The organism is Sphingomonas sp. LY29, from assembly GCF_035593985.1.
Lineage (GTDB): Bacteria > Pseudomonadota > Alphaproteobacteria > Sphingomonadales > Sphingomonadaceae > Sphingomicrobium.
This window is the reverse complement of sequence record NZ_CP141587.1, coordinates 1,973,334-1,990,647: the sequence shown is the minus strand read 5'-3', so window position 1 is coordinate 1,990,647 and position 17,314 is coordinate 1,973,334. Positions and strand designations below refer to the sequence as shown.

20 protein-coding genes are annotated in these 17,314 nt (G+C 66.5%); 6 read left to right on the top strand and 14 right to left on the bottom strand.

Translation table 11 applies throughout. The annotated features are described in order from the left end of the window. Positions 1 to 4: 4 nt before the first annotated feature. From SH584_RS10085 to SH584_RS10060, 6 genes are all read right to left on the bottom strand, one after another. Positions 5 to 1,705, bottom strand: coding sequence for a peptidoglycan D,D-transpeptidase FtsI family protein (locus SH584_RS10085; RefSeq protein WP_324806807.1), 1,701 nt, complete (start codon positions 1,703 to 1,705; stop codon positions 5 to 7). Continuing rightward, positions 1,705 to 2,442: a hypothetical protein gene (locus tag SH584_RS10080; RefSeq protein ID WP_324806804.1), complete on the bottom strand. Its 738-nt coding sequence runs from the start codon at positions 2,440 to 2,442 to the stop codon at positions 1,705 to 1,707. The genes SH584_RS10085 and SH584_RS10080 overlap by 1 nt, the downstream gene beginning before the upstream one ends. Beyond that, complete coding sequence (rsmH, locus tag SH584_RS10075) at positions 2,439 to 3,407, bottom strand: 16S rRNA (cytosine(1402)-N(4))-methyltransferase RsmH (protein WP_324806802.1); 969 nt, start codon at positions 3,405 to 3,407, stop codon at positions 2,439 to 2,441. Before rsmH ends, SH584_RS10080 begins: the two co-directional genes overlap by 4 nt. Beyond that, a complete protein-coding gene (locus tag SH584_RS10070; RefSeq protein ID WP_324806800.1) occupies positions 3,404 to 3,829 on the bottom strand; it encodes a division/cell wall cluster transcriptional repressor MraZ in 426 nt (141 codons plus the stop codon). The genes rsmH and SH584_RS10070 overlap by 4 nt, the downstream gene beginning before the upstream one ends. A 345-nt stretch (positions 3,830 to 4,174) precedes the next feature. Further along, on the bottom strand, positions 4,175 to 4,918 hold the full coding sequence (locus SH584_RS10065; RefSeq protein ID WP_324806799.1) for a Gldg family protein: 744 nt from the start codon (positions 4,916 to 4,918) through the stop codon (positions 4,175 to 4,177). After that, the gene (locus tag SH584_RS10060) at positions 4,915 to 5,172 is read right to left on the bottom strand and encodes a hypothetical protein (protein ID WP_322841282.1); all 258 of its coding nucleotides are present in this window, start codon (positions 5,170 to 5,172) and stop codon (positions 4,915 to 4,917) included. The genes SH584_RS10065 and SH584_RS10060 overlap by 4 nt, the downstream gene beginning before the upstream one ends. A gap of 82 nt (positions 5,173 to 5,254) precedes the next feature. Between SH584_RS10060 and SH584_RS10055 the strand changes: the two genes are divergently transcribed. Both SH584_RS10055 and purL read left to right on the top strand, forming a co-directional pair. Next, positions 5,255 to 5,632 (top strand): hypothetical protein, encoded by a 378-nt coding sequence (locus tag SH584_RS10055; RefSeq protein WP_322841283.1) that lies wholly within the window; start codon positions 5,255 to 5,257, stop codon positions 5,630 to 5,632. A gap of 86 nt (positions 5,633 to 5,718) precedes the next feature. Next, positions 5,719 to 7,932 (top strand): phosphoribosylformylglycinamidine synthase subunit PurL, encoded by a 2,214-nt coding sequence (purL, locus tag SH584_RS10050; protein ID WP_324806797.1) that lies wholly within the window; start codon positions 5,719 to 5,721, stop codon positions 7,930 to 7,932. On the opposite strand, the gene SH584_RS10045 is transcribed toward purL, so the two are convergent. Next, a complete protein-coding gene (locus SH584_RS10045) occupies positions 7,929 to 8,702 on the bottom strand; it encodes an alpha/beta fold hydrolase (RefSeq protein ID WP_324806795.1) in 774 nt (257 codons plus the stop codon). The genes purL and SH584_RS10045 overlap by 4 nt on opposite strands. A 102-nt stretch (positions 8,703 to 8,804) precedes the next feature. Between SH584_RS10045 and SH584_RS10040 the strand changes: the two genes are divergently transcribed. The 3 genes from SH584_RS10040 to SH584_RS10030 all read left to right on the top strand — a co-directional run bounded on the left by SH584_RS10040 (position 8,805) and on the right by SH584_RS10030 (position 10,851). Further along, on the top strand, positions 8,805 to 8,999 hold the full coding sequence (locus SH584_RS10040) for a (2Fe-2S)-binding protein (protein WP_324806793.1): 195 nt from the start codon (positions 8,805 to 8,807) through the stop codon (positions 8,997 to 8,999). Between the two features lie 119 nt (positions 9,000 to 9,118). Further along, positions 9,119 to 9,598, top strand: a complete 480-nt coding sequence (gene bfr, locus SH584_RS10035) for a bacterioferritin (RefSeq protein WP_322841287.1) — start codon at positions 9,119 to 9,121, stop codon at positions 9,596 to 9,598. A 44-nt stretch (positions 9,599 to 9,642) separates the two neighbouring features. Next, complete coding sequence (locus tag SH584_RS10030) at positions 9,643 to 10,851, top strand: DUF418 domain-containing protein (RefSeq protein ID WP_324806790.1); 1,209 nt, start codon at positions 9,643 to 9,645, stop codon at positions 10,849 to 10,851. On the opposite strand, the gene SH584_RS10025 is transcribed toward SH584_RS10030, so the two are convergent. The 5 genes from SH584_RS10025 to panB all read right to left on the bottom strand — a co-directional run bounded on the left by SH584_RS10025 (position 10,848) and on the right by panB (position 15,879). After that, positions 10,848 to 11,285 carry an Hpt domain-containing protein gene (locus tag SH584_RS10025; RefSeq protein WP_324806788.1) on the bottom strand — a complete coding sequence of 146 codons (438 nt, stop codon included), beginning with the start codon at positions 11,283 to 11,285 and terminating at the stop codon, positions 10,848 to 10,850. The two genes, SH584_RS10030 and SH584_RS10025, sit on opposite strands and share 4 nt — an antisense overlap. Positions 11,286 to 11,364: 79 nt before the next feature. Next, on the bottom strand, positions 11,365 to 12,732 hold the full coding sequence (der, locus tag SH584_RS10020; RefSeq protein WP_324806786.1) for a ribosome biogenesis GTPase Der: 1,368 nt from the start codon (positions 12,730 to 12,732) through the stop codon (positions 11,365 to 11,367). A gap of 86 nt (positions 12,733 to 12,818) precedes the next feature. Then, positions 12,819 to 14,147, bottom strand: coding sequence for an outer membrane protein assembly factor BamB family protein (locus tag SH584_RS10015; protein ID WP_322841291.1), 1,329 nt, complete (start codon positions 14,145 to 14,147; stop codon positions 12,819 to 12,821). A 14-nt stretch (positions 14,148 to 14,161) separates the two neighbouring features. Next, positions 14,162 to 14,875: a tetratricopeptide repeat protein gene (locus SH584_RS10010; RefSeq protein WP_324806785.1), complete on the bottom strand. Its 714-nt coding sequence runs from the start codon at positions 14,873 to 14,875 to the stop codon at positions 14,162 to 14,164. Between the two features lie 122 nt (positions 14,876 to 14,997). After that, complete coding sequence (gene panB, locus SH584_RS10005; RefSeq protein ID WP_324806784.1) at positions 14,998 to 15,879, bottom strand: 3-methyl-2-oxobutanoate hydroxymethyltransferase; 882 nt, start codon at positions 15,877 to 15,879, stop codon at positions 14,998 to 15,000. A gap of 156 nt (positions 15,880 to 16,035) precedes the next feature. Here panB and SH584_RS10000 point away from each other — a divergent pair, with 156 nt between their 5' ends. Further along, positions 16,036 to 16,392, top strand: coding sequence for a hypothetical protein (locus SH584_RS10000; RefSeq protein ID WP_324806782.1), 357 nt, complete (start codon positions 16,036 to 16,038; stop codon positions 16,390 to 16,392). 53 nt (positions 16,393 to 16,445) lie between these two features. Here the strand turns inward: SH584_RS10000 and SH584_RS09995 are convergent, their stop codons facing one another. Then, the gene (locus SH584_RS09995; RefSeq protein ID WP_324806780.1) at positions 16,446 to 16,895 is read right to left on the bottom strand and encodes a hypothetical protein; all 450 of its coding nucleotides are present in this window, start codon (positions 16,893 to 16,895) and stop codon (positions 16,446 to 16,448) included. 60 nt (positions 16,896 to 16,955) lie between these two features. Beyond that, positions 16,956 to 17,303 (bottom strand): ArsC family reductase, encoded by a 348-nt coding sequence (locus SH584_RS09990; RefSeq protein WP_322841296.1) that lies wholly within the window; start codon positions 17,301 to 17,303, stop codon positions 16,956 to 16,958. Positions 17,304 to 17,314 lie beyond the last annotated feature (11 nt).

The following is a 17,314-nucleotide window of genomic DNA, read 5'->3' as shown; positions in this document are numbered from 1 at the left end:
CGGCTTACTTGCCCTTTTCTTCGCGGACGAACGGCAGCACCTCGGCCATGTTGGGTTCGCGGCGCTTGTCGGGACGAACGCCGAGCATCGGCGCGATCCGCGATACCGTCCGCCCGAAGGCCGGGGCGATGTTCCAGCCAGCGGTGCTGAACCCGAATGTCTCCGCGGTCGCCTTCGGCTCGTCGAGCATCATCACCATGACGAAGCGCGGCTCGTCCATCGGGAAGACGCCGGCAAAGCTCGTCACTTTCAGCGAGCGGTTGTGATATTTCTCCGCGGTCCCGGTCTTTCCGCCAATGCGGTAACCCGGCGCATCGGCCTTCTTGCCGGTGCCCTGCGTCACGACCAGCCGAAGCAGCGAACGCATCTTGTAGCTGGTGTCCTCGCTGAACACGCGGCGTGCCTTGCCCGCAGGATGATTGCGGTCGACCTTCAGCAGCGTCGCGGGACGGTACATGCCGCCGTTGAACAGCGTTGCATAGCCGCTGGCAAGGTGCAGCGGCGTGACCGCGATGCCGTGACCATAGCCGACCGTCATCGTCTCGATCTGGTTCCAGTTCTTGCCCGGCGACAGCGTGCGTCCGCGCTCGCCGAGTTCGACCTCGATCTTGTCGAGGAAACCCATCTGCTGAAGGAACTCGCGCTGCCGCTTGGCCCCGATCTGGTCGGCGATCAGCGCCGATCCGATGTTGGAGCTTTCCTTCATGATCTCGGCGACCGAGCAGGCGCGGCCGTAGGGATGGGTGTCGTTAATCGTCCGCCCCGCGACATGAAGCTGCCGCGGGCAGCTGTACATCTGGCCCATCGACTTGATGATGCCCGAATCAATCGCCATCGCGACGGTGAATGGCTTGAAGGTCGACCCCAGTTCGTAGACGCCCAGCGTCGCGCGGTTGAAGCGCGCTTCGGCCGACCCCATTCCGGCCGCGTTGGGATTAAGCTGCGGCAGCGACGTCATCGCCAGGATTTCGCCGGTGTGAATGTCCATGATGATGCCCGCGGCACCGATCGCCGAATAGGTCTCCATCGCGCCGCCAAGCTCATGCTCGAGCGCCTGCTGGATACGGCTTGAGATCGACAGCATCACCGGCTGGCCGCGCCGCGCCGGATCACTCAACTGTTCCTCGAAGGTGCGCTCGATACCCGCAGTGCCTTTGCCGTCGACGTCGGTATAGCCGATGACGTGCGCCGCCAACGCGGTCTGCGGGTAAAGCCGGTCGGGCTCGCGCTCCAGCGCCATGCCCGGCTCGCCCAGCGCGTTGATCGCGCTCACCACTGACGGCGAGGCGCGGCGGCGAAGATAGTAGAAAGGCCGGTCCGACCTCAGCATCCGCAGATATTCGGCCGAATCCTTTTCGGGCATGATCTCGGCCAGCTTGGTGGCGAGGTCGAGCTTGTTGCCGATGACCTTCGCCGGCCACAGGCCGATCGTCCATGCGTCGATCGTGCGCGCCAGCGCATGGCCGTCGCGATCGACGATGTCGCCGCGCTCGGGCGTCAGGTCGACCGCTCCGCCCTTTCGGCCGGCATGGTCGCCGAAGGCGGCAAGATAGACCAGGCGGACGACGATGATCGCGATGATCGCGCCATAGACGAGCATCCCGAACATCAACCGCTGATGCATGACCGCCAGGACCTGGCGGCGCTGTCCGACCAGTCGGAGCCGCTCGGGCCGGGCGACGAGAGCGGGCGTCGGGGCGTTCATCAGTCGGTTACGCTGTCCTTGGATTTGGCGGATGCCGGCTTGGTGGCGGGCGCGGCGGCTTTGGCCTTGGGCGACGCGCCTGACAAGGGCGCCAGCGGATCGGCCGTCGCGCTTTTGATGGGCTTCGTCGCGGCGACCTTCTTCACGACCGGCTTGTCGACCTTTGGCATCGACGTCGAAGCCTTCGGCGACGCGGTGGCAGCCTTGGGACGTGGCGCTTCGGTCGTCGGGGCGAGCCGCGGCGACGGAGCGGCCTTGGCGGGCGAGCCGTAGCTTGCGACGTGGACCATCTCCCGAACCGGACGCGACGGCTGCGGGGCGACGTCGGCGCGCGGGATCGGCTGGCCCTCGCGGCCATCGTCGCCGCCCAGCGTCGGCGTGACGCGCGATGCTTCGGCCGGCGCGGACGCCAGCACCACCGGCGCGTCGAATGCCGGCGTCGGCTCGGGCTTGGCCAGCGTCGCCAGCTGGAACCCGCCTTCGACGAACTGGTCCGCAGACGGCGCCGACAGGCGGATGAATTTCACGTTCCAGCGCTCGAGCTGGGCCAGACGCCCGCGAGTGCCGAGTTCGGTCTGCAGCAGGCGAATGTCGCGATGCGCGAGCGCGATCTTGGTCTCGACGCTTTCCAGTTCGGCCCGCTCGGAGGCGACGCGCAGGCTGACCAGGTAGAAGCCGAGCGCCGCGCTCGCGACCGCCCCCGCCCATACCAGCGATCCAAATCCACGCGCGCTCATGCTGCTTTCTCCTGGTCCCACGCGGGCGCATCGGTGCGGACTGCGGTACGCAGCCGTGCCGAGCGCGCGCGCGGGTTACGGGCCAGCTCGGCTTCCGACGGGGAAACCGGCTTGGCGACTTGTTCGAAACTGGGGGTGGGGCCGCTCGCCGCCAGCGGGCGATGCCGCGATCCGCCCGGCGCCGCGCCGCTGCGCACCTTCAGGAAGCGCTTCACGATGCGGTCTTCCAGGCTATGGAAGGTCACCACCGCCAGCCGGCCACCCGGGCGAAGCGACCGCTCGGCGGCGCGAAGCCCGGCTTCGAGTTCCTCGAGTTCGGCGTTCAAATGGATGCGGATCGCCTGGAAGGTACGCGTCGCAGGGTCCGACTTCATTCCGGCATGGTGGCCAAGTGTCTTGCGCACCACCGCCGCCAACTCGGCCGTTCGGGTCAACGGCCGGGCAGCGACGATGGCGCGAGCGACCGCGCGAGCGCGCGGTTCCTCACCATAATCCTTGAGGATACGGGCAATCTCACCCTCGTCGGCATGGTTGAGGAAGTCGGCGGCGGTCTCGCCAGTCTGGCTCATCCGCATGTCGAGCGGACCGTCGTTGGAAAAGCTGAAGCCCCGATCGGCCTGGTCGATCTGCATCGACGACACGCCGATATCGAGCGCGATGCCGTCGACCGGCAGCAGGTCGCGATCGGCCAGGGCGCGGTCCATCTGGCTGAACCGCTCCTCGATCAGCACCAGGCGGGCGTCCGGGACGAGCGAGGGCCCGTTCGCGATCGCATCCGGATCGCGATCGAACCCGATCACTCGTCCCGCCCCCGCCCCGAGCAGGGCGCGCGAATAGCCCCCCGCTCCGAAGGTGCCATCGACAATGGTCTCGCCGGGGACGACGGCGAGGCCCGCGACGACCTCTTGAATCAATACGGGGACATGCGCCGGATCGGCCGGGATCGGAAGGGTGGGCGAGATCACAGCCCGCGCTCCTCGAGCCGGAAGCGCGCGATGTCCTTCATGTCTTCGGGAATGTTGGCATCGGCCAGGAACAGCGTCGGATTCCAGATCTGGAAGGTCTCGCCGACGCCGATGAACAGCGCCAGATCCTCGATGCCGCCCTTGCGGCGCATCATCGTCGGCAGGATCACTCGGCCCGAACTGTCGTAGGGTACCTCCTCAGTCGCGCCGAACGCCATCATCGTGCGGCGGGCGTAGTCGAGGTCGGCGGCGGGATCGGTTTCCTGCTTCTCCAGCAGGCGTTCCAGCTTGGCGTGCTTCAGCGCGGCATAGGCGGGGTCATAGGCGCTGATCGCCTGGAAATGGTCATGCTTGGCAAGGACGATGGTGCGGGCATCGCCGCGGCGTTCGATGACGGAGCGCAGGAAGGCGGGCACGGACACGCGACCCTTCGCGTCGACCGCGTTCAAAGCACTGCCCTGAAACAGATGCTCTAATGCCACGTCCTGCTCCCGCGGCGGGACACAGCTTTCCTGATCGCGGAAACACGGGTTCTCCGTGTCTCCGACGCCTTGATCGACTCAAGTCAGGTTTGCCCCGCGCTACCGACATGTTGGTAACTCAACAGGGGACGGGACACAACGGGTTTTCATGCCATTTCTTGGGTTTTCATGCCCCGTGGCGGAAATTCAACAGTTTTTCATGCTTTCTTAACCATTTGTTCTCCACTTGTTCTGTCTGGATAGGCCTGTGGATAAGTATGTTGGCAAGTAAAGAACGGCTGGTGATTAAAGCGATTGAAGTCGCGCCAGTTCGACCGCGACCAAGTCGAGATTTGCCTCGGTCGGACCATCGATTGCACCTTCGCCTTCCACATTGAGGAAATCGGCGTCGGCAACGATCGTCGCGGCCCCGTTCCCAATTGTGCACCGTGCCACGAAACCGCCACCAAGGATTTCACAGCGTTCGCCGCGCTTGCTCAGCCGCCCGGGAGTCACCGCCATCACCGACACCGCGCCATTGGTCGCCTGCATCGGCCCGTCGACAACCGGCCCCGCCAGATCGAGCCCCCAATGCTTCAGCAATCCGGTGTCGGCGAAGCCCGGCGGCGCGCGGAACGGGTCGCCCAGCGGCCGCTCGCTTTCCCACGACAGGCGCGGATCGGCGAGCAGCAGAACCCGCCCGCCTCTTCGCACCCACGCATCCAGCTCGACCAGCGCCTCGGCGGGCTGCGCGCGCGGGTGCGCCATCAGCAGCAGGCTCTTCCCCTGCAGGCTGGCCGCATCGGCGACCCCGATCGGCTGCACGTTATAGGTCTGCTCCAGCCGTCGAAGCACTGCCGACCCACCGCTCTGGATCCCGAAGCTTTCACCGAAGACTAATGGCAGGCTGGTCAGCAGCGCCAACGTCGCTCGCTCGGCCACCGGCGTCGTCGGCGGCGGCGCCACGGGGCGCCCCGTCTGCCACAGCGCGCCGACCGCAATTCCCGCCAGCCCCAGGCCGACGACGAAAAGCAGTTTCCAACGCGTCATCGCGCAGTGTTGCTGGACTGTGCCTCATTCTCGTCGGTCGCCGACCCCGGCGCGGCGCCGATCTCCGCCAGCGGCTCGTTCGGCTCGGCGGCGGCTTCGGCATTGTCGACGTTCTGCTGTTCGGCCCGGGTCAGCGGCTCGTTCGCCGAACGACTGATCGCGGTGCCGAGCAGCACGAACAGGAAAACGATGGCAAGGCCGGTGATTCCGTAGCGGATGCGCTGAGTACGCTCGTTGGGTTCCACCCGGTTCATGTCCGTAAACCTATGGGACTGGGGAACCGTTTGCAACGCGTCGGCGCTTTACGAACGATGCTGCAATTGCGAAAGAACTCGAATGATTCGTCATATCCCCCTGATCGCCCTTGGCGCGGTGGCTCTTGCCGCCTGCCAACCTGAAACCATCGGTGCCGACAATGCCGTCGATCCGATGGCCAACGAACTCGCCGCCGCCCCGCCGGTCGAGCTTCCGCCGGCCATCACCTCGACCAAGACCTACCGCTGCGCCGACAACAGCGTCGTCAACCTCGACTGGCTTGCCGACGGCAGTGCCAATCTTCGCGTCGGCGACGCCGCCGCCCCGACCCGCCTGATGGCGGGTGCGGAAGGTGGCGCGCTCACCAACGCCGACGGCACGTCGCTGACCGGCGACGCGCAGGCAGCCAGCGTCTCGCTGACCCTGCCGGGCAAGTCGGAACAGTCCTGCAAGGCGTAACGCCCTGGCACCCACGTGAAAGAACACCCCCGGCCTCACCCGCCGGGGGTTTTTTTATGCTTCCCCCGCCGCTAGGGAGCGCAGCCATGATCACCCCGCAGATGGTCGCCGACCACGGCCTCGCCCCGGACGAATACGACCGGATTCTCGCCGCCTTGGGCCGCGAGCCCAATCTCGTCGAGCTCGGCATCTTCTCGGTTATGTGGTCGGAGCATTGCAGCTACAAAAGCTCGCGTTTTCATCTCAAGAAGCTTCCGACCGAAGCGCCGTGGGTAATCTGCGGCCCCGGCGAGAATGCCGGCGTGATCGACATCGGCGACGGCCAGGCCGCCATCTTCAAGATGGAGAGCCACAATCACCCCAGCTACATCGAGCCCTATCAGGGCGCGGCAACCGGGGTCGGCGGAATCCTTCGCGACGTGTTCACCATGGGCGCGCGCCCGATCGCCAACCTCAATGCGCTTCGCTTCGGGCGTCCCGACCATCCCAAGATGCGCCACCTGATCAGCGGCGTCGTCGCGGGCATCGGCGGCTACGGCAATTGCGTCGGCGTCCCAACCGTCGGCGGCGAGGTCAATTTCGACAAGGCCTATGACGGCAACATTCTCGTCAACGCGATGACCGTCGGGGTCGCCAACCAGGACAAGATTTTCTACTCGGCCGCGACCGGCATCGGCAATCCGATCGTCTACGTCGGCTCGAAGACCGGCCGCGATGGAATCCACGGCGCGACGATGGCAAGCGCCGACTTCGACGAAAATAGCGACGAAAAGCGCCCAACCGTGCAGGTCGGCGATCCCTTCACCGAAAAGCTCCTAATCGAGGCCTGCCTCGAATTGATGGCGACCGATGCGATCGTCGCCATCCAGGACATGGGCGCCGCGGGCCTCACCTCCAGCAGCGTCGAAATGGCGTCGAAGGGCGGCGCCGGGATTCGCCTCGACATGAACAAGGTGCCGTGCCGCGAGGAAGGCATGACGCCGTACGAAATGATGCTGTCCGAATCGCAGGAACGCATGCTGATGGTGCTGAAGCCCGGCCGCGAGGCCGAGGCCGAGGCGATCTTCCAGAAATGGGAACTCGACTTCGCGGTCATTGGCGAAGTCACCGACACTGGCCACATGGTGCTCGAATTCGACGGTGCGGTCGTGTGCGACATCCCGCTCGGCCCGCTCGCCGACGACGCCCCGCTCTACGAGCGCCCCTACCTTGGCCGCGACGAATATAAGGCGTGGGCCAACGTCCCGCCGCTCGGCGACATCCCGTCATCGACCGACATTGCGGCCGAATTGCTCAAGCTGATGGCCAGCCCCAACATCGCAAGCCGCCGCTGGATCTGGGAGCAGTATGACAGCCAGGTCGGCGGCGACACCGTCCAGCGCCCCGGCGGCGACGCCGCGGTCGTCCGCGTTCACGGCTCCAAAAAAGCGCTGGCGATGACCACCGACTGCACCCCGCGCTACTGCTACGCCGATCCTTACGAGGGCGGGAAACAGGCGATCGCCGAGGCCTATCGCAACCTCTGCGCGGTCGGTGCGACGCCGCTTGCGGTCACCAACTGCCTCAACTTCGGCAACCCGCAGCGGCCCGAGATCATGGCCCAGATCGTCGGCTGCCTGGACGGCATGAGCGACGCCTGCCGCGCGCTCGACTTCCCGATCGTGAGCGGCAACGTCAGCCTCTACAACGAGAGCAAGGCGACCGGCGGCGGCTCCGCCATCCTCCCCACCCCCGCGATCGGCGCGGTCGGCGTCCTTGCCGACTGGTCGAACAGCGCCACCGTCGCGTTCAAGGACGAGGGCGACGAACTCATCCTCCTCGGTCACGGCTCGGGCCACATCGGCCAGTCGCTGTGGCTCGACGTCTGCCACGGTATCAAGGCGGGCGCCGCGCCTGCGGTCGACCTCGATGTCGAGCGCCGTCTGGGCGAACTCGTGCGGACCCTCATCGCCGACGGACTGGTCACCGCCGTTCACGACATCAGCGACGGCGGCGCACTCGTGGCGATCGCCGAGATGGGCATGGCAGGCGGCAAGGGCGCCGCGCTCACGCTTCCCAACGTTCCCAATCCCGCCACCATCCTGTTCGGCGAGGACCAGGGCCGCGTTCTGGTCACGACCATGGACGTCGCCGCGGTCGTCGGCGCCGCGACCGAAGTCGACATCTTCGCCGCGTCGATCGGCAAGGTTGTCGGCGATGCGATCGAGGGCCCCGGCTTCCGCGTGAACGTGACCGACCTCCGTGCGGCGCACGAAGGCTTTTTCCCCAAACTGATGGGTGCCGACGCCGCGCTCGCCTAGCGCGTCGCCTCCAGGATCATCGCCACCGTCTCCGCGGGCTGGTCCCACATCGGAAAATGCCCGCTGTGCTCGAACCAGTGCAGCTTGGCTTCGGGAAAGGCGTGCATCGCCCGCTTGGCCTGACGCGGCAGGCAAAGCCGGTCGCGCCGCCCCCAGCCGATGACGACCCGGCCGGCGCCGGTCGAAGGGCCGGTCTGCATCGGCCCGGTCGAAAGGTCGCGCACCAGCGCATCGAAGGTCGGCGTATTGACGAAGCTGTGCAGCTCGGTCGCGACCGCGTCGCCATCGAGTGCCCACGGCCGCGCCGACAGTTGTGCGAGCAATGCGGTACGCCCCGCCGCGCTGTGGCCGATCTTGTCCAGCGCCGGGCGCAGCCCGCGCAGCAAGCGGATCGACGCCGCGAGCGTCGATCGGAAAAAGGTCCGTTCCCATCCCTGCCAGAAGCCGCCGGGGTCGAGCGCCACAACATTCCCGGCGATCCCGCGCCGCGCCATTTCCAGCACCAGTCGCGCGCCGAGCGAGCTCCCGACCATGTCGACCCCGCGAAGCCCCTCGCGCTCGATCAAATCGTTCAGCGACCGGGCCAGACCGGCAAAGGTGCCGCTATCGGCCTCCGCCGGACTCGCGCCATGTCCGGGCAGATCGAACAGAAGCAGTTCGCGTTGGCTACCAAGCTGAGTGGCGATGACGTCCCACGACCGACGGCTTCCGCCAAGACCGTGAACCATCAGGAGCGGACGGCCGGTGCCGTGACGTTGAAGATCGATCATGCCCCCTCAACGCGCCCTGTCGGCGCAATGTCCGTCACTGCGAGAATGATCCGCCAGGTACCCCTCTTGCGAACGCCTCGCATTATCGCGTAAGGTCACCTCATGATCGTTTGTAGCTGCAACGTGATTCGCGATGCCGACCTCCGGGCCGCCGCTCACCGCGGCTGCCGCGATGCGGAGACCGCCTATCGCTCGATGGGCTGCGATTTCTCCTGCGGCGGCTGCAAGGATCTCGCCGACGACATCGTCGAGGAAGCGCACCGCGCCCCCGCTCGGACCGACCGCCGCGCCGCCTGACGCGACCCGCGACTGCGACTGACTCTCAATCGCATATTTTTCCCTGATTTCCGCCATTTAACCGCTTCCCTCGTCGCGCCTTCGCGGCTATGAGGACGGCCAACAAGGAGAAGCGGAACATGAAGGGCCATCCACGAGTCATCGAGCTGCTGAATCAGGCGCTCAAGGCCGAGCTGACCGCGATCAACCAATATTGGCTGCACTATCGACTGCTCGACAATTGGGGCGTGAAGAAGCTTGCCGAATATGAGCGCCACGAGTCGATCGACGAGATGAAGCATGCCGATCGCTTCGCCGACCGCATCCTGTTCCTCGATGGCTTCCCTAACTTTCAGGCGCTCGACGCGCTCCGTATCGGTGAAAATGTCGAGGAAATCCTGAAGGCCGACCTCGCCGCCGAACTCGAAGCGGTTGAAATGTACCGCGACGCCGTCACCGAGTGCGAAGCGCTTAAGGACTATGTCAGTCGCGACCTGTTCGCCGAAGTGCTCCGCGACGAAGAAGGCCACGTCGACTTCCTCGAAAAGCAGTTCGACATGATCCGGCAAATGGGTATCCAGAACTACGTCCAGCTGCACAGCGAGGCAGCCGAGGCCTGATCCAATCGGGGCTTCGGCCCCCGCGCGTGTCGACAAGGGGCCCGATGTCCAATAGCGCGCAGCCCCAGCGGATCCAGTCGCTCGACGTCGTTCGCGGCGTCGCGGTGATGGGCATCCTCGGCATGAATATCCTCGCCTTCGCTTTGCCCTACCCCGCCACGATCAATCCGGCGGCCTATGGCGGCGACAGCGGCGCCGACCTGATCGCCTGGTTCGCAACCTTTGTCCTGGTCGAAGGCAAGATGCGCGCGCTCTTCTCGATCCTGTTCGGCGCCTCGACCCTGCTGGTGATCGATCGCGCGGAGGCATCGGGGCGCAACCCTGTCGCGGTCCACTTCGCGCGCATGGCAGTGCTCCTGCTGCTCGGCCTCGCCCATTTCTATCTGGTATGGTTCGGTGACATCCTGACGCTTTACGCGCTGTCGGGGATGATCATCGTCTGGGCGCGCCACTGGTCGCCGCTCGCACTCGCCGTCGCCGGGATCGCCTCGCTCACTGTCTACACCCTCATGCTCGGCGGCCTTGCGCTAACCGCGATGAGCGGCGACGCGACGATGCTGTCGTGGATCCAGACCGACGCCGGCGCCAACTCCCCGCGCGTCGCCGCGGAACTTGTCTCCTACGCGCGATGCTGGAGCGACATCACCCACACGCGCCTCACCGACGACGCCACCTACCCGATCGACAGCTTCCTGACGTCGGGCTGGGAAGCGGTCGGTCTGATGCTGATCGGAATGGCGCTGTTCAAGTCGGGCATGTTCACCGGGGGCTGGACTCGGGCGCGGCTGTTGCGCTGGGCGATTGCCTGCCTCGCCATCGCGATCCCGCCTTTGCTCTGGCTCGGCTGGAGCCAGGTCGCCAGCAGCTTCGACACGCTCACCGTCTTCGGTGCAGCAATCCCCTGGTCGCAGCCGTTCGACATCGTCCTCGCGGTCGGCTTCGCCACGCTTCTTGTCCTGTGGTCGGGATCGCCCGGACTGCCCGCGCTGAAGACACGCGTCGCGGCGGCTGGGCGGATGGCCTTCACCAACTACCTCGCCACCTCGCTCGTCATGACGACGATCTTCTACGGCTACGGGCTCGGCCTGTTCGGCCAGGTCGGCCGCGCCAACCTTTGGTGGTTCGTCGCCGCGATGTGCCTCGCCATGCTCGCCTGGTCTAAGCCGTGGCTCGACCGGTTCCATTACGGCCCGCTCGAATGGCTATGGCGCAGCGTATCGCGCGGCGCGCTCCAGCCGCTTCGCCGCGCTTAAATCCGCCCGAAGCTCTGGTTGCCCGCCTTACGCCCGAAGCCGCCGGGCATCGCGCCGGGGCGCTTCAGCAAAGGATTGGTCGCCTGGTCGAACTGCGCCACCGTTTCCTGCCACAGCCGCTTGAGCTCGACCACATCGGGCACCAGCTCGTCAGGGAAGCGATGGGTCTCGATGCAGAAGCGCGCGGTCGTTTCGATGAGCTCGGCGACTTCGGCCAACGGCTCCGCGCCGAACTGCCGCGCCTCGCCCTTCAGCGTGTGCGCCGGGATCACCAGCGCGACGACATTGCCCTCGTGCATCGCTGCCTCGATCGCGGCGATGCTCTTTTCGCCATCCTCGCGGAAATAGCTCAGGATCTTGATGAACCCCGGCCCAAGCTCCGCCCGGCTTTTTTCGAAGTGCACCCAATCGACGATGTCTTGCCCGTCTGCCACGTAAAGCTCCCGCGAACGCCCTTGTGACTGGCGCTTTCCAATTCCGCTGGAAGCTACGACCCAAAGGGTAAAGATCGGGTTATTTGCCCTTGTCGTCGTACGGGTTTTTGGCCGCCCGCATCGTCAGGCGCAGCGGCACCGGGCCAAGCCCGAGTTCGCGCCGCATCGAATTGAGCAGATAGCGCTGGTAGCTGTTCGGCAATTGGTCGACCCGCGTCCCGAAAATGACGAAGCTCGGCGGCCTGCTCTTCACCTGCGTGATGTAGCGAAGCTTGATCCGCTTACCCCCCGGAGCGGGCGGCGGGTTGGTTTCGACCGCTTGGCTGAACCAGCGGTTGAGCTCGCCCGTGGTCACGCGCCGCGACCAATTCTCGCGAAGCTCGAACGCAGCGCCAAGCATCTGGTCGATGCCCTTGCCGGTCCTGGCCGACACGGTCAGCACCGGAACGCCCTTCAGCTGACTCAGCCCTTCCTCGAGCGCGCCCTTGATCCCGTTGAATAGCGACGAGGCATGCTCGGCGACGTCCCACTTATTGATCGCGATCATCAGCGCGCGACCTTCGGTCAGCACCTGGTCGGCGATCTTGAGGTCCTGCACTTCCAGCCCGCGCGTCGCGTCGAGCAGCAGCACGACCACTTCGGCATGGTCGATCGCGCGCTTGGTGTCCCACGCCGACAATTTTTCCAGCTTGTCGTCGACCTTGGCGCGCTTGCGAAGCCCCGCCGTGTCGACCAGCCGCACCGGATGCGGGGTCCCGTCGGGCCCGACCCAGGTCCAGCCGATCGTGATCGAATCGCGCGTGATCCCGGCCTCGGGACCGGTGATCATCCGCTCCTCGCCCAGGATCTTGTTGACCAGCGTCGACTTGCCCGCGTTCGGGCGGCCGACGATCGCGATTTTCAGCGGGCCATGTTCCTCGTCGTCGGGCTCTTCGATATAGCCCTCGGGCCGGTCAATGAACGGACGCAGCGCCTCGAACAGGTCGACCAGTCCCTCGCCATGCTCCGCCGACAGTGCGAACGGCTCGCCGAAGCCAAGCGCATAGGCTTCGATCCGCCCATTCTCGCCCGCCTTGCCCTCGGCCTTGTTGGCGGCGACGATCACGGGTGTGTCCTCGCTGCGCAGCCAGCGCGCAATTTCCTCGTCGAGCGGAGTCAGCCCCTCGCGCCCGTCGATCAGGAACAGCGCGACATCGGCTTCGCGCACCGCCGCTTCGGTCTGGACGCGCATCCGGCCGGGCAGCGAAATCGGGTCCTCATCCTCGAAGCCCGCGGTGTCGATGATCTTGAATTCCAGGTCGAGCAGCCGCCCCTCGCCCTCGCGCCGGTCGCGGGTTACGCCCGGACGATCGTCGACCAGCGCGATGCGCTTGCCAACAAGGCGATTGAACAGCGTCGATTTGCCGACGTTAGGGCGGCCGACGATGGCGACGGTAGGTTGGGGCATGGCGCCCCGTTAGCACCCGCACCCGAATTGCGCGAGGGGGGTCGGCGCGGAGCCTGTCCACGCCGCCGTCCCACTCGCGAATGTCCTTAACGGTAGGCGATCAATCGCCCGCTGTCGGTCAGCAAGAACAGCGTGTTGTTCGCGACCACCGGCTGGAAGCTGACGCCATCGCCGACGCTCGTCTGGCTCTGGATCGCCCCGTCGATCGGCGCGACGTTGATCAGCGCGCCATTGTTGCCGGCGATGACGAGGCGGTCGCCTGCCAGCACCGGGCCGACATAGCTGATCGGGCCCGAGCGCTTCTTCTCATTCTCGAAGCGCGGCAGTTGGGTGATCCAGCGGATCTTGCCGTTGGCGCGCGCGATGGCGAGCAGCTGCGCCCGGTCGTTGACCGCGAACAGCCAATCGCCCGCGACCCAGGGAGTCGCGATGCCGGCGAAGTTGAGTTCCCAGATGCGCTGGCCCGACAGCAGGTCGAGCGCGACCATGCGGCCGCCCTGCCCGATCGCGTAGACCACGCCATTGTCGATCACCGCGTCGGCATCGATGTCCGACAGGCTCGACACGCTGGTCGTGATCGACGTGCGCGACAGTGCATCCTGCCACACCTGGCGACCGTTTTCGTAGCGATAGGCGTTGAGCTCGCCCGACGAGAAGCCAGCGATGACCGTGCCTTGGCCGATCGACGGCGCCGCCGCCCCCGACACGCCCGCGATTTCCAGTGCAGCGGCGCTCGACCAGTTGGTCGATCCGTCGCTGGCCTTCAGCGAGTAGAGCTGGTTGTCCTGGCTCATGACATAGACGTTGCCGCCGTCGACCGACGGCTCCCCGCGCAGCGGGCCGCCCGGACGAACCGTCCACGCCGCCGCGCCGGTCGCCGCGTCGAGCGCCGCGACATAGCCAAGCCCGTTGGTCGCATAGACGCGACCGCCCTCGGCCGCGACACCGCCGCCGAACAATGACGCGGCATTCTTGCCGGCATCGCCGAAGCTTGCCTGCCACACGCTGGCGCCGGTCGCCGCGTCGAACGCGCGAACCACGCCGCGCGTGTCGATCGTGAACACGCGGCCACCATCGACCACCGGACCGCCGCCGAGGCGCGCGGTGCGGCTGCTGCCCGCGCCGATCGACGCGGTCCACGCGCTGCTCAATGCCTGGCCAAGCGCGGCATGGCCGACCGACTTGCGGGCATTGCCGCCCGACTGGGGCCAACTCGCCAGTTCGGTCGCGGCCGGAAGCGCCATCGGCAGTGCTGCGGTCGCGGGATCGACGGCGATGTCGACTTCGTTGACCAGCACCGCGATCCGGTCACCCGCCACCTTGGGCGGCGGCTTCTTCTTGAACAGTCCGCCGCTGCAGCCCGCCATCAGCGCGGTCGTGATCAACAGGATCGTGAGTCGGTTCGATGAGCGCATATCGGTTCAGGTTCCTAAAGCGCAGGGGCGGCGGACGGATCGCCCGGCATCGACGCGGTGGCGTCGACCCCCAGCGAACCGGCGATCTGCACCGCGCGGCTGCGAATGGTTTCGGGGACTTGGGCGTCGGCGGCGATGCGCTGGAATAGCGCCCCCGCCCCGGCCCGGTCGTTCTTGGCCAGCATCGCCATCGCGGTCATCTCGCCCGCAGTGCCGAAGAACGGCTGCCCGGGCTTGGCTAGCGGGGCCAGCTTGGCAATCACCTGGTCGGGCTTCATCTGGTCATATTCGGTCGCGACGGCGCGCACCGTGCCGACGTCTCGAAGCGCCTGCGGCAGGCTTTCGTCGGCGGCGACCTGGTTGAACAGGCGCGCGGCCTCGGCGCGATTATTCTGCTCGGCGGCCATGCTTGCCCGGCCCAGCAGCGCGCTGGCGCGGACGATGTCATTGTTGGAATCGGACAGCGGGGTCAGTTCGGCAACCGCGCCCTTGGTGTTGCCGCTGCCGATCTTGTCGAGCGCCGCCGACAGCGTTTCGCTCTGCTCGGAAGCGATCTTCGCCTGGCGGTTCTGCCAGAACAGATATCCCCCGACCGCGATCAGGAACAGGACGACGCCGATCACGATCCACGTGCCGTACCGCTTGGCGGTGTCCCGCATCTGGTCGCGGCGAAGGTTCTCGTCGACTTCGCGAACGAAGCTCTCACCGGTGTCGGGGGTCAGCGCCAAATCATTCCTCGTCGACTTATGGGCAGGTGCGCCATGCCGCCTTCATCCCGGACCGGGCATGAACAGAAGCTGGCGGCGCCCGCTCTAGCGCGGGTGGCGCGAAAGGCAAAGGGGGCGGCCATTCAAGCCTTCGGGCGATAAGTCTGCTCGCCGGTCGGGAAGCTGCGCTCGCGAACTTCGCCCGCATATTTTCCGGCGGCTGCACCGATCTCGCTGGCCAGGTCGGCATAGCGCTTCACGAACCGCGGCGTGCGCTCGAACAGGCCGAGCATGTCCTCGGTCACCAGCACCTGCCCATCGCAGCGCGCCGACGCGCCGATCCCGATCACCGGCACCGCAATCGCCGCAGTGACCGTGTCGGCGATCCTCTCCATCACGCCTTCGACCACGACCGAAAAAGCGCCCGCGTCGGCGACCGCGCGCGCGTCCGACAGGATCTTTGCCGCCTCCGCGTCGCTCTTGCCGCGAGCGCCATAGCCGCCCAGCGTGTTCACCGCCTGCGGGGTCAGCCCGACATGGCCGATGACCGGGATTCCGCGCGCCGACAGGAACGCGATCGTCTCGGCCATCGCCTCGCCGCCCTCCAGCTTGACCGCCGCGCAGCCGCTTTCCTTCATGATCCGCGACGCACTCGCGAACGCCTGCTCGGGCGATCCCTCATAGCTTCCGAACGGCATGTCGACCGCGACCAGCGCGTGCCAGCTGCCGCGCACCACCGCCGCGCCATGCGCGCACATCATCTCCAGGCTGACCGGCACCGTCGACGGCAGGCCATAGATCACCTGCCCCAGGCTGTCCCCGACCAGCAGCATCTCGCAATGCGGGTCGAGCAACTGCGCGTATCGCATGGTGTAGGCGGTCAGCATCACCAACGGCTGCTCGGTCCGATACCCCGTCCCGTCGGCCACCTTGCGCGCGCGGATCGAAGGGACCGTCATCCGCTTTCCAGGGACCGGCGTCGGGGTAGCGCGGCTGGTCGCGCTGTCGATGGTGAAGGTGGACATGAGGCTGTTTCTAGCGGTTTCGCTGCACTGCAACCAGCCCCGGAGGCCCAACGCCCCGCCGACAACGGCAATCATTAACGGATCGGGCGGTCTAGGACGCTTGCACCTGCTCCGGCCCCGGTCGGAGCGCCTTCATCCTTCGAAAGGTAACTCATGATGATGAAGACCATGAAATTCGCTCTGACCGCCGCCATGCTGGCGCTCGGAACCACCGCCGCGATGGCGCAGACCACGGGGCCGACCACGCGGCCGACGGCCGCGCCCGTCACTCCGGCCTCGCCAGCGACGGCGGCCACGCCGGCCACTCCGGCGGTGCCGACCGACCCCGCCACCGGCACAGCGGCAATGCCCGCGGTCCCGGCAACGGCCGCGACCCCGGCGGACCCGGCCACGCCTGCGGCGAAGACCGACGAGCTGGCGCCGACCCCGACAGACGCCACCAAGACGACGACGGCGAAGGCCACGACGGCCAAGTCGACGACCAAGACCAAGAAGACCCGCAAGCCGCTCTGATCGGGCTGGAAAAGGAAGGGCGCGCCGTTCGCGGCGCGCCCTTTTTCATGCCTCTACCGCAGCCAGCCGCGCTTGCGTGCGATCCGCGACAGCATCCAGATTCCATAGCAGACGACGAAGATGATGATCGGGCCCAGCAGCGCGTCCGACGGCGTCCGGTCGCGAAGCGCGGGCACCAGCAGCAGCGCCGAAAACTGCACCACCACCGCGACTAGCGACACCAGCAGCACCGGCTCCGCCAGCCGCCGCCGCATCAACAGCAGCACCGCCCCGATCAGCCCGACCCACACCGCGATCGCATAGGCTGCGACCATCCACGTCGGCGCCGCTTCCCACATTGCGCGCTGGTCGAGCGGAAGGGTCGCCGGGTCGGCGGTGACCTGACTGACGTACATGAAGCAGCCGATCACTTCCCACAGCACCGCCGCCACCGCCGCAACCTTAAACCACGTCGGCACCACGCCCGCGTAAACCGCGGCGTTTTCCTCTATCGTCTCGCTCATCGAAGCCCCCTTCTCATGACGCCGCGCAGACTGCGCGCGAAGGGGCGGCAGGGCAAGGGCTCAGCCGAGTCCGGCATCCTCGTACGCAGACGCCTTGAACCCGACGAGCAATGCATCGTCCGCAACCAGCACCGGGCGGCGGATCAGCGAGGGCTGCGCGCTCATCATCGCGATCGCCTTGGACTCGTCGATGTTCGAGCGTTCGGATTCGTCCATCTTGCGGAACGTCGTTCCCGACCGGTTGAGCAGCGCTTCCCAGCCCAGCCGATCAACCCACGGCTGCAACAGCGCCGCGTCGGCGCCGGCCTTCTTGTAATCGTGAAACCCGTAATTGACCCCGCGCGATTCAAGCCACGCGCGCGCCTTTTTCACCGTGTCGCAATTGGGGATGCCGTACAGCGTAACCATCGTCCGATTCT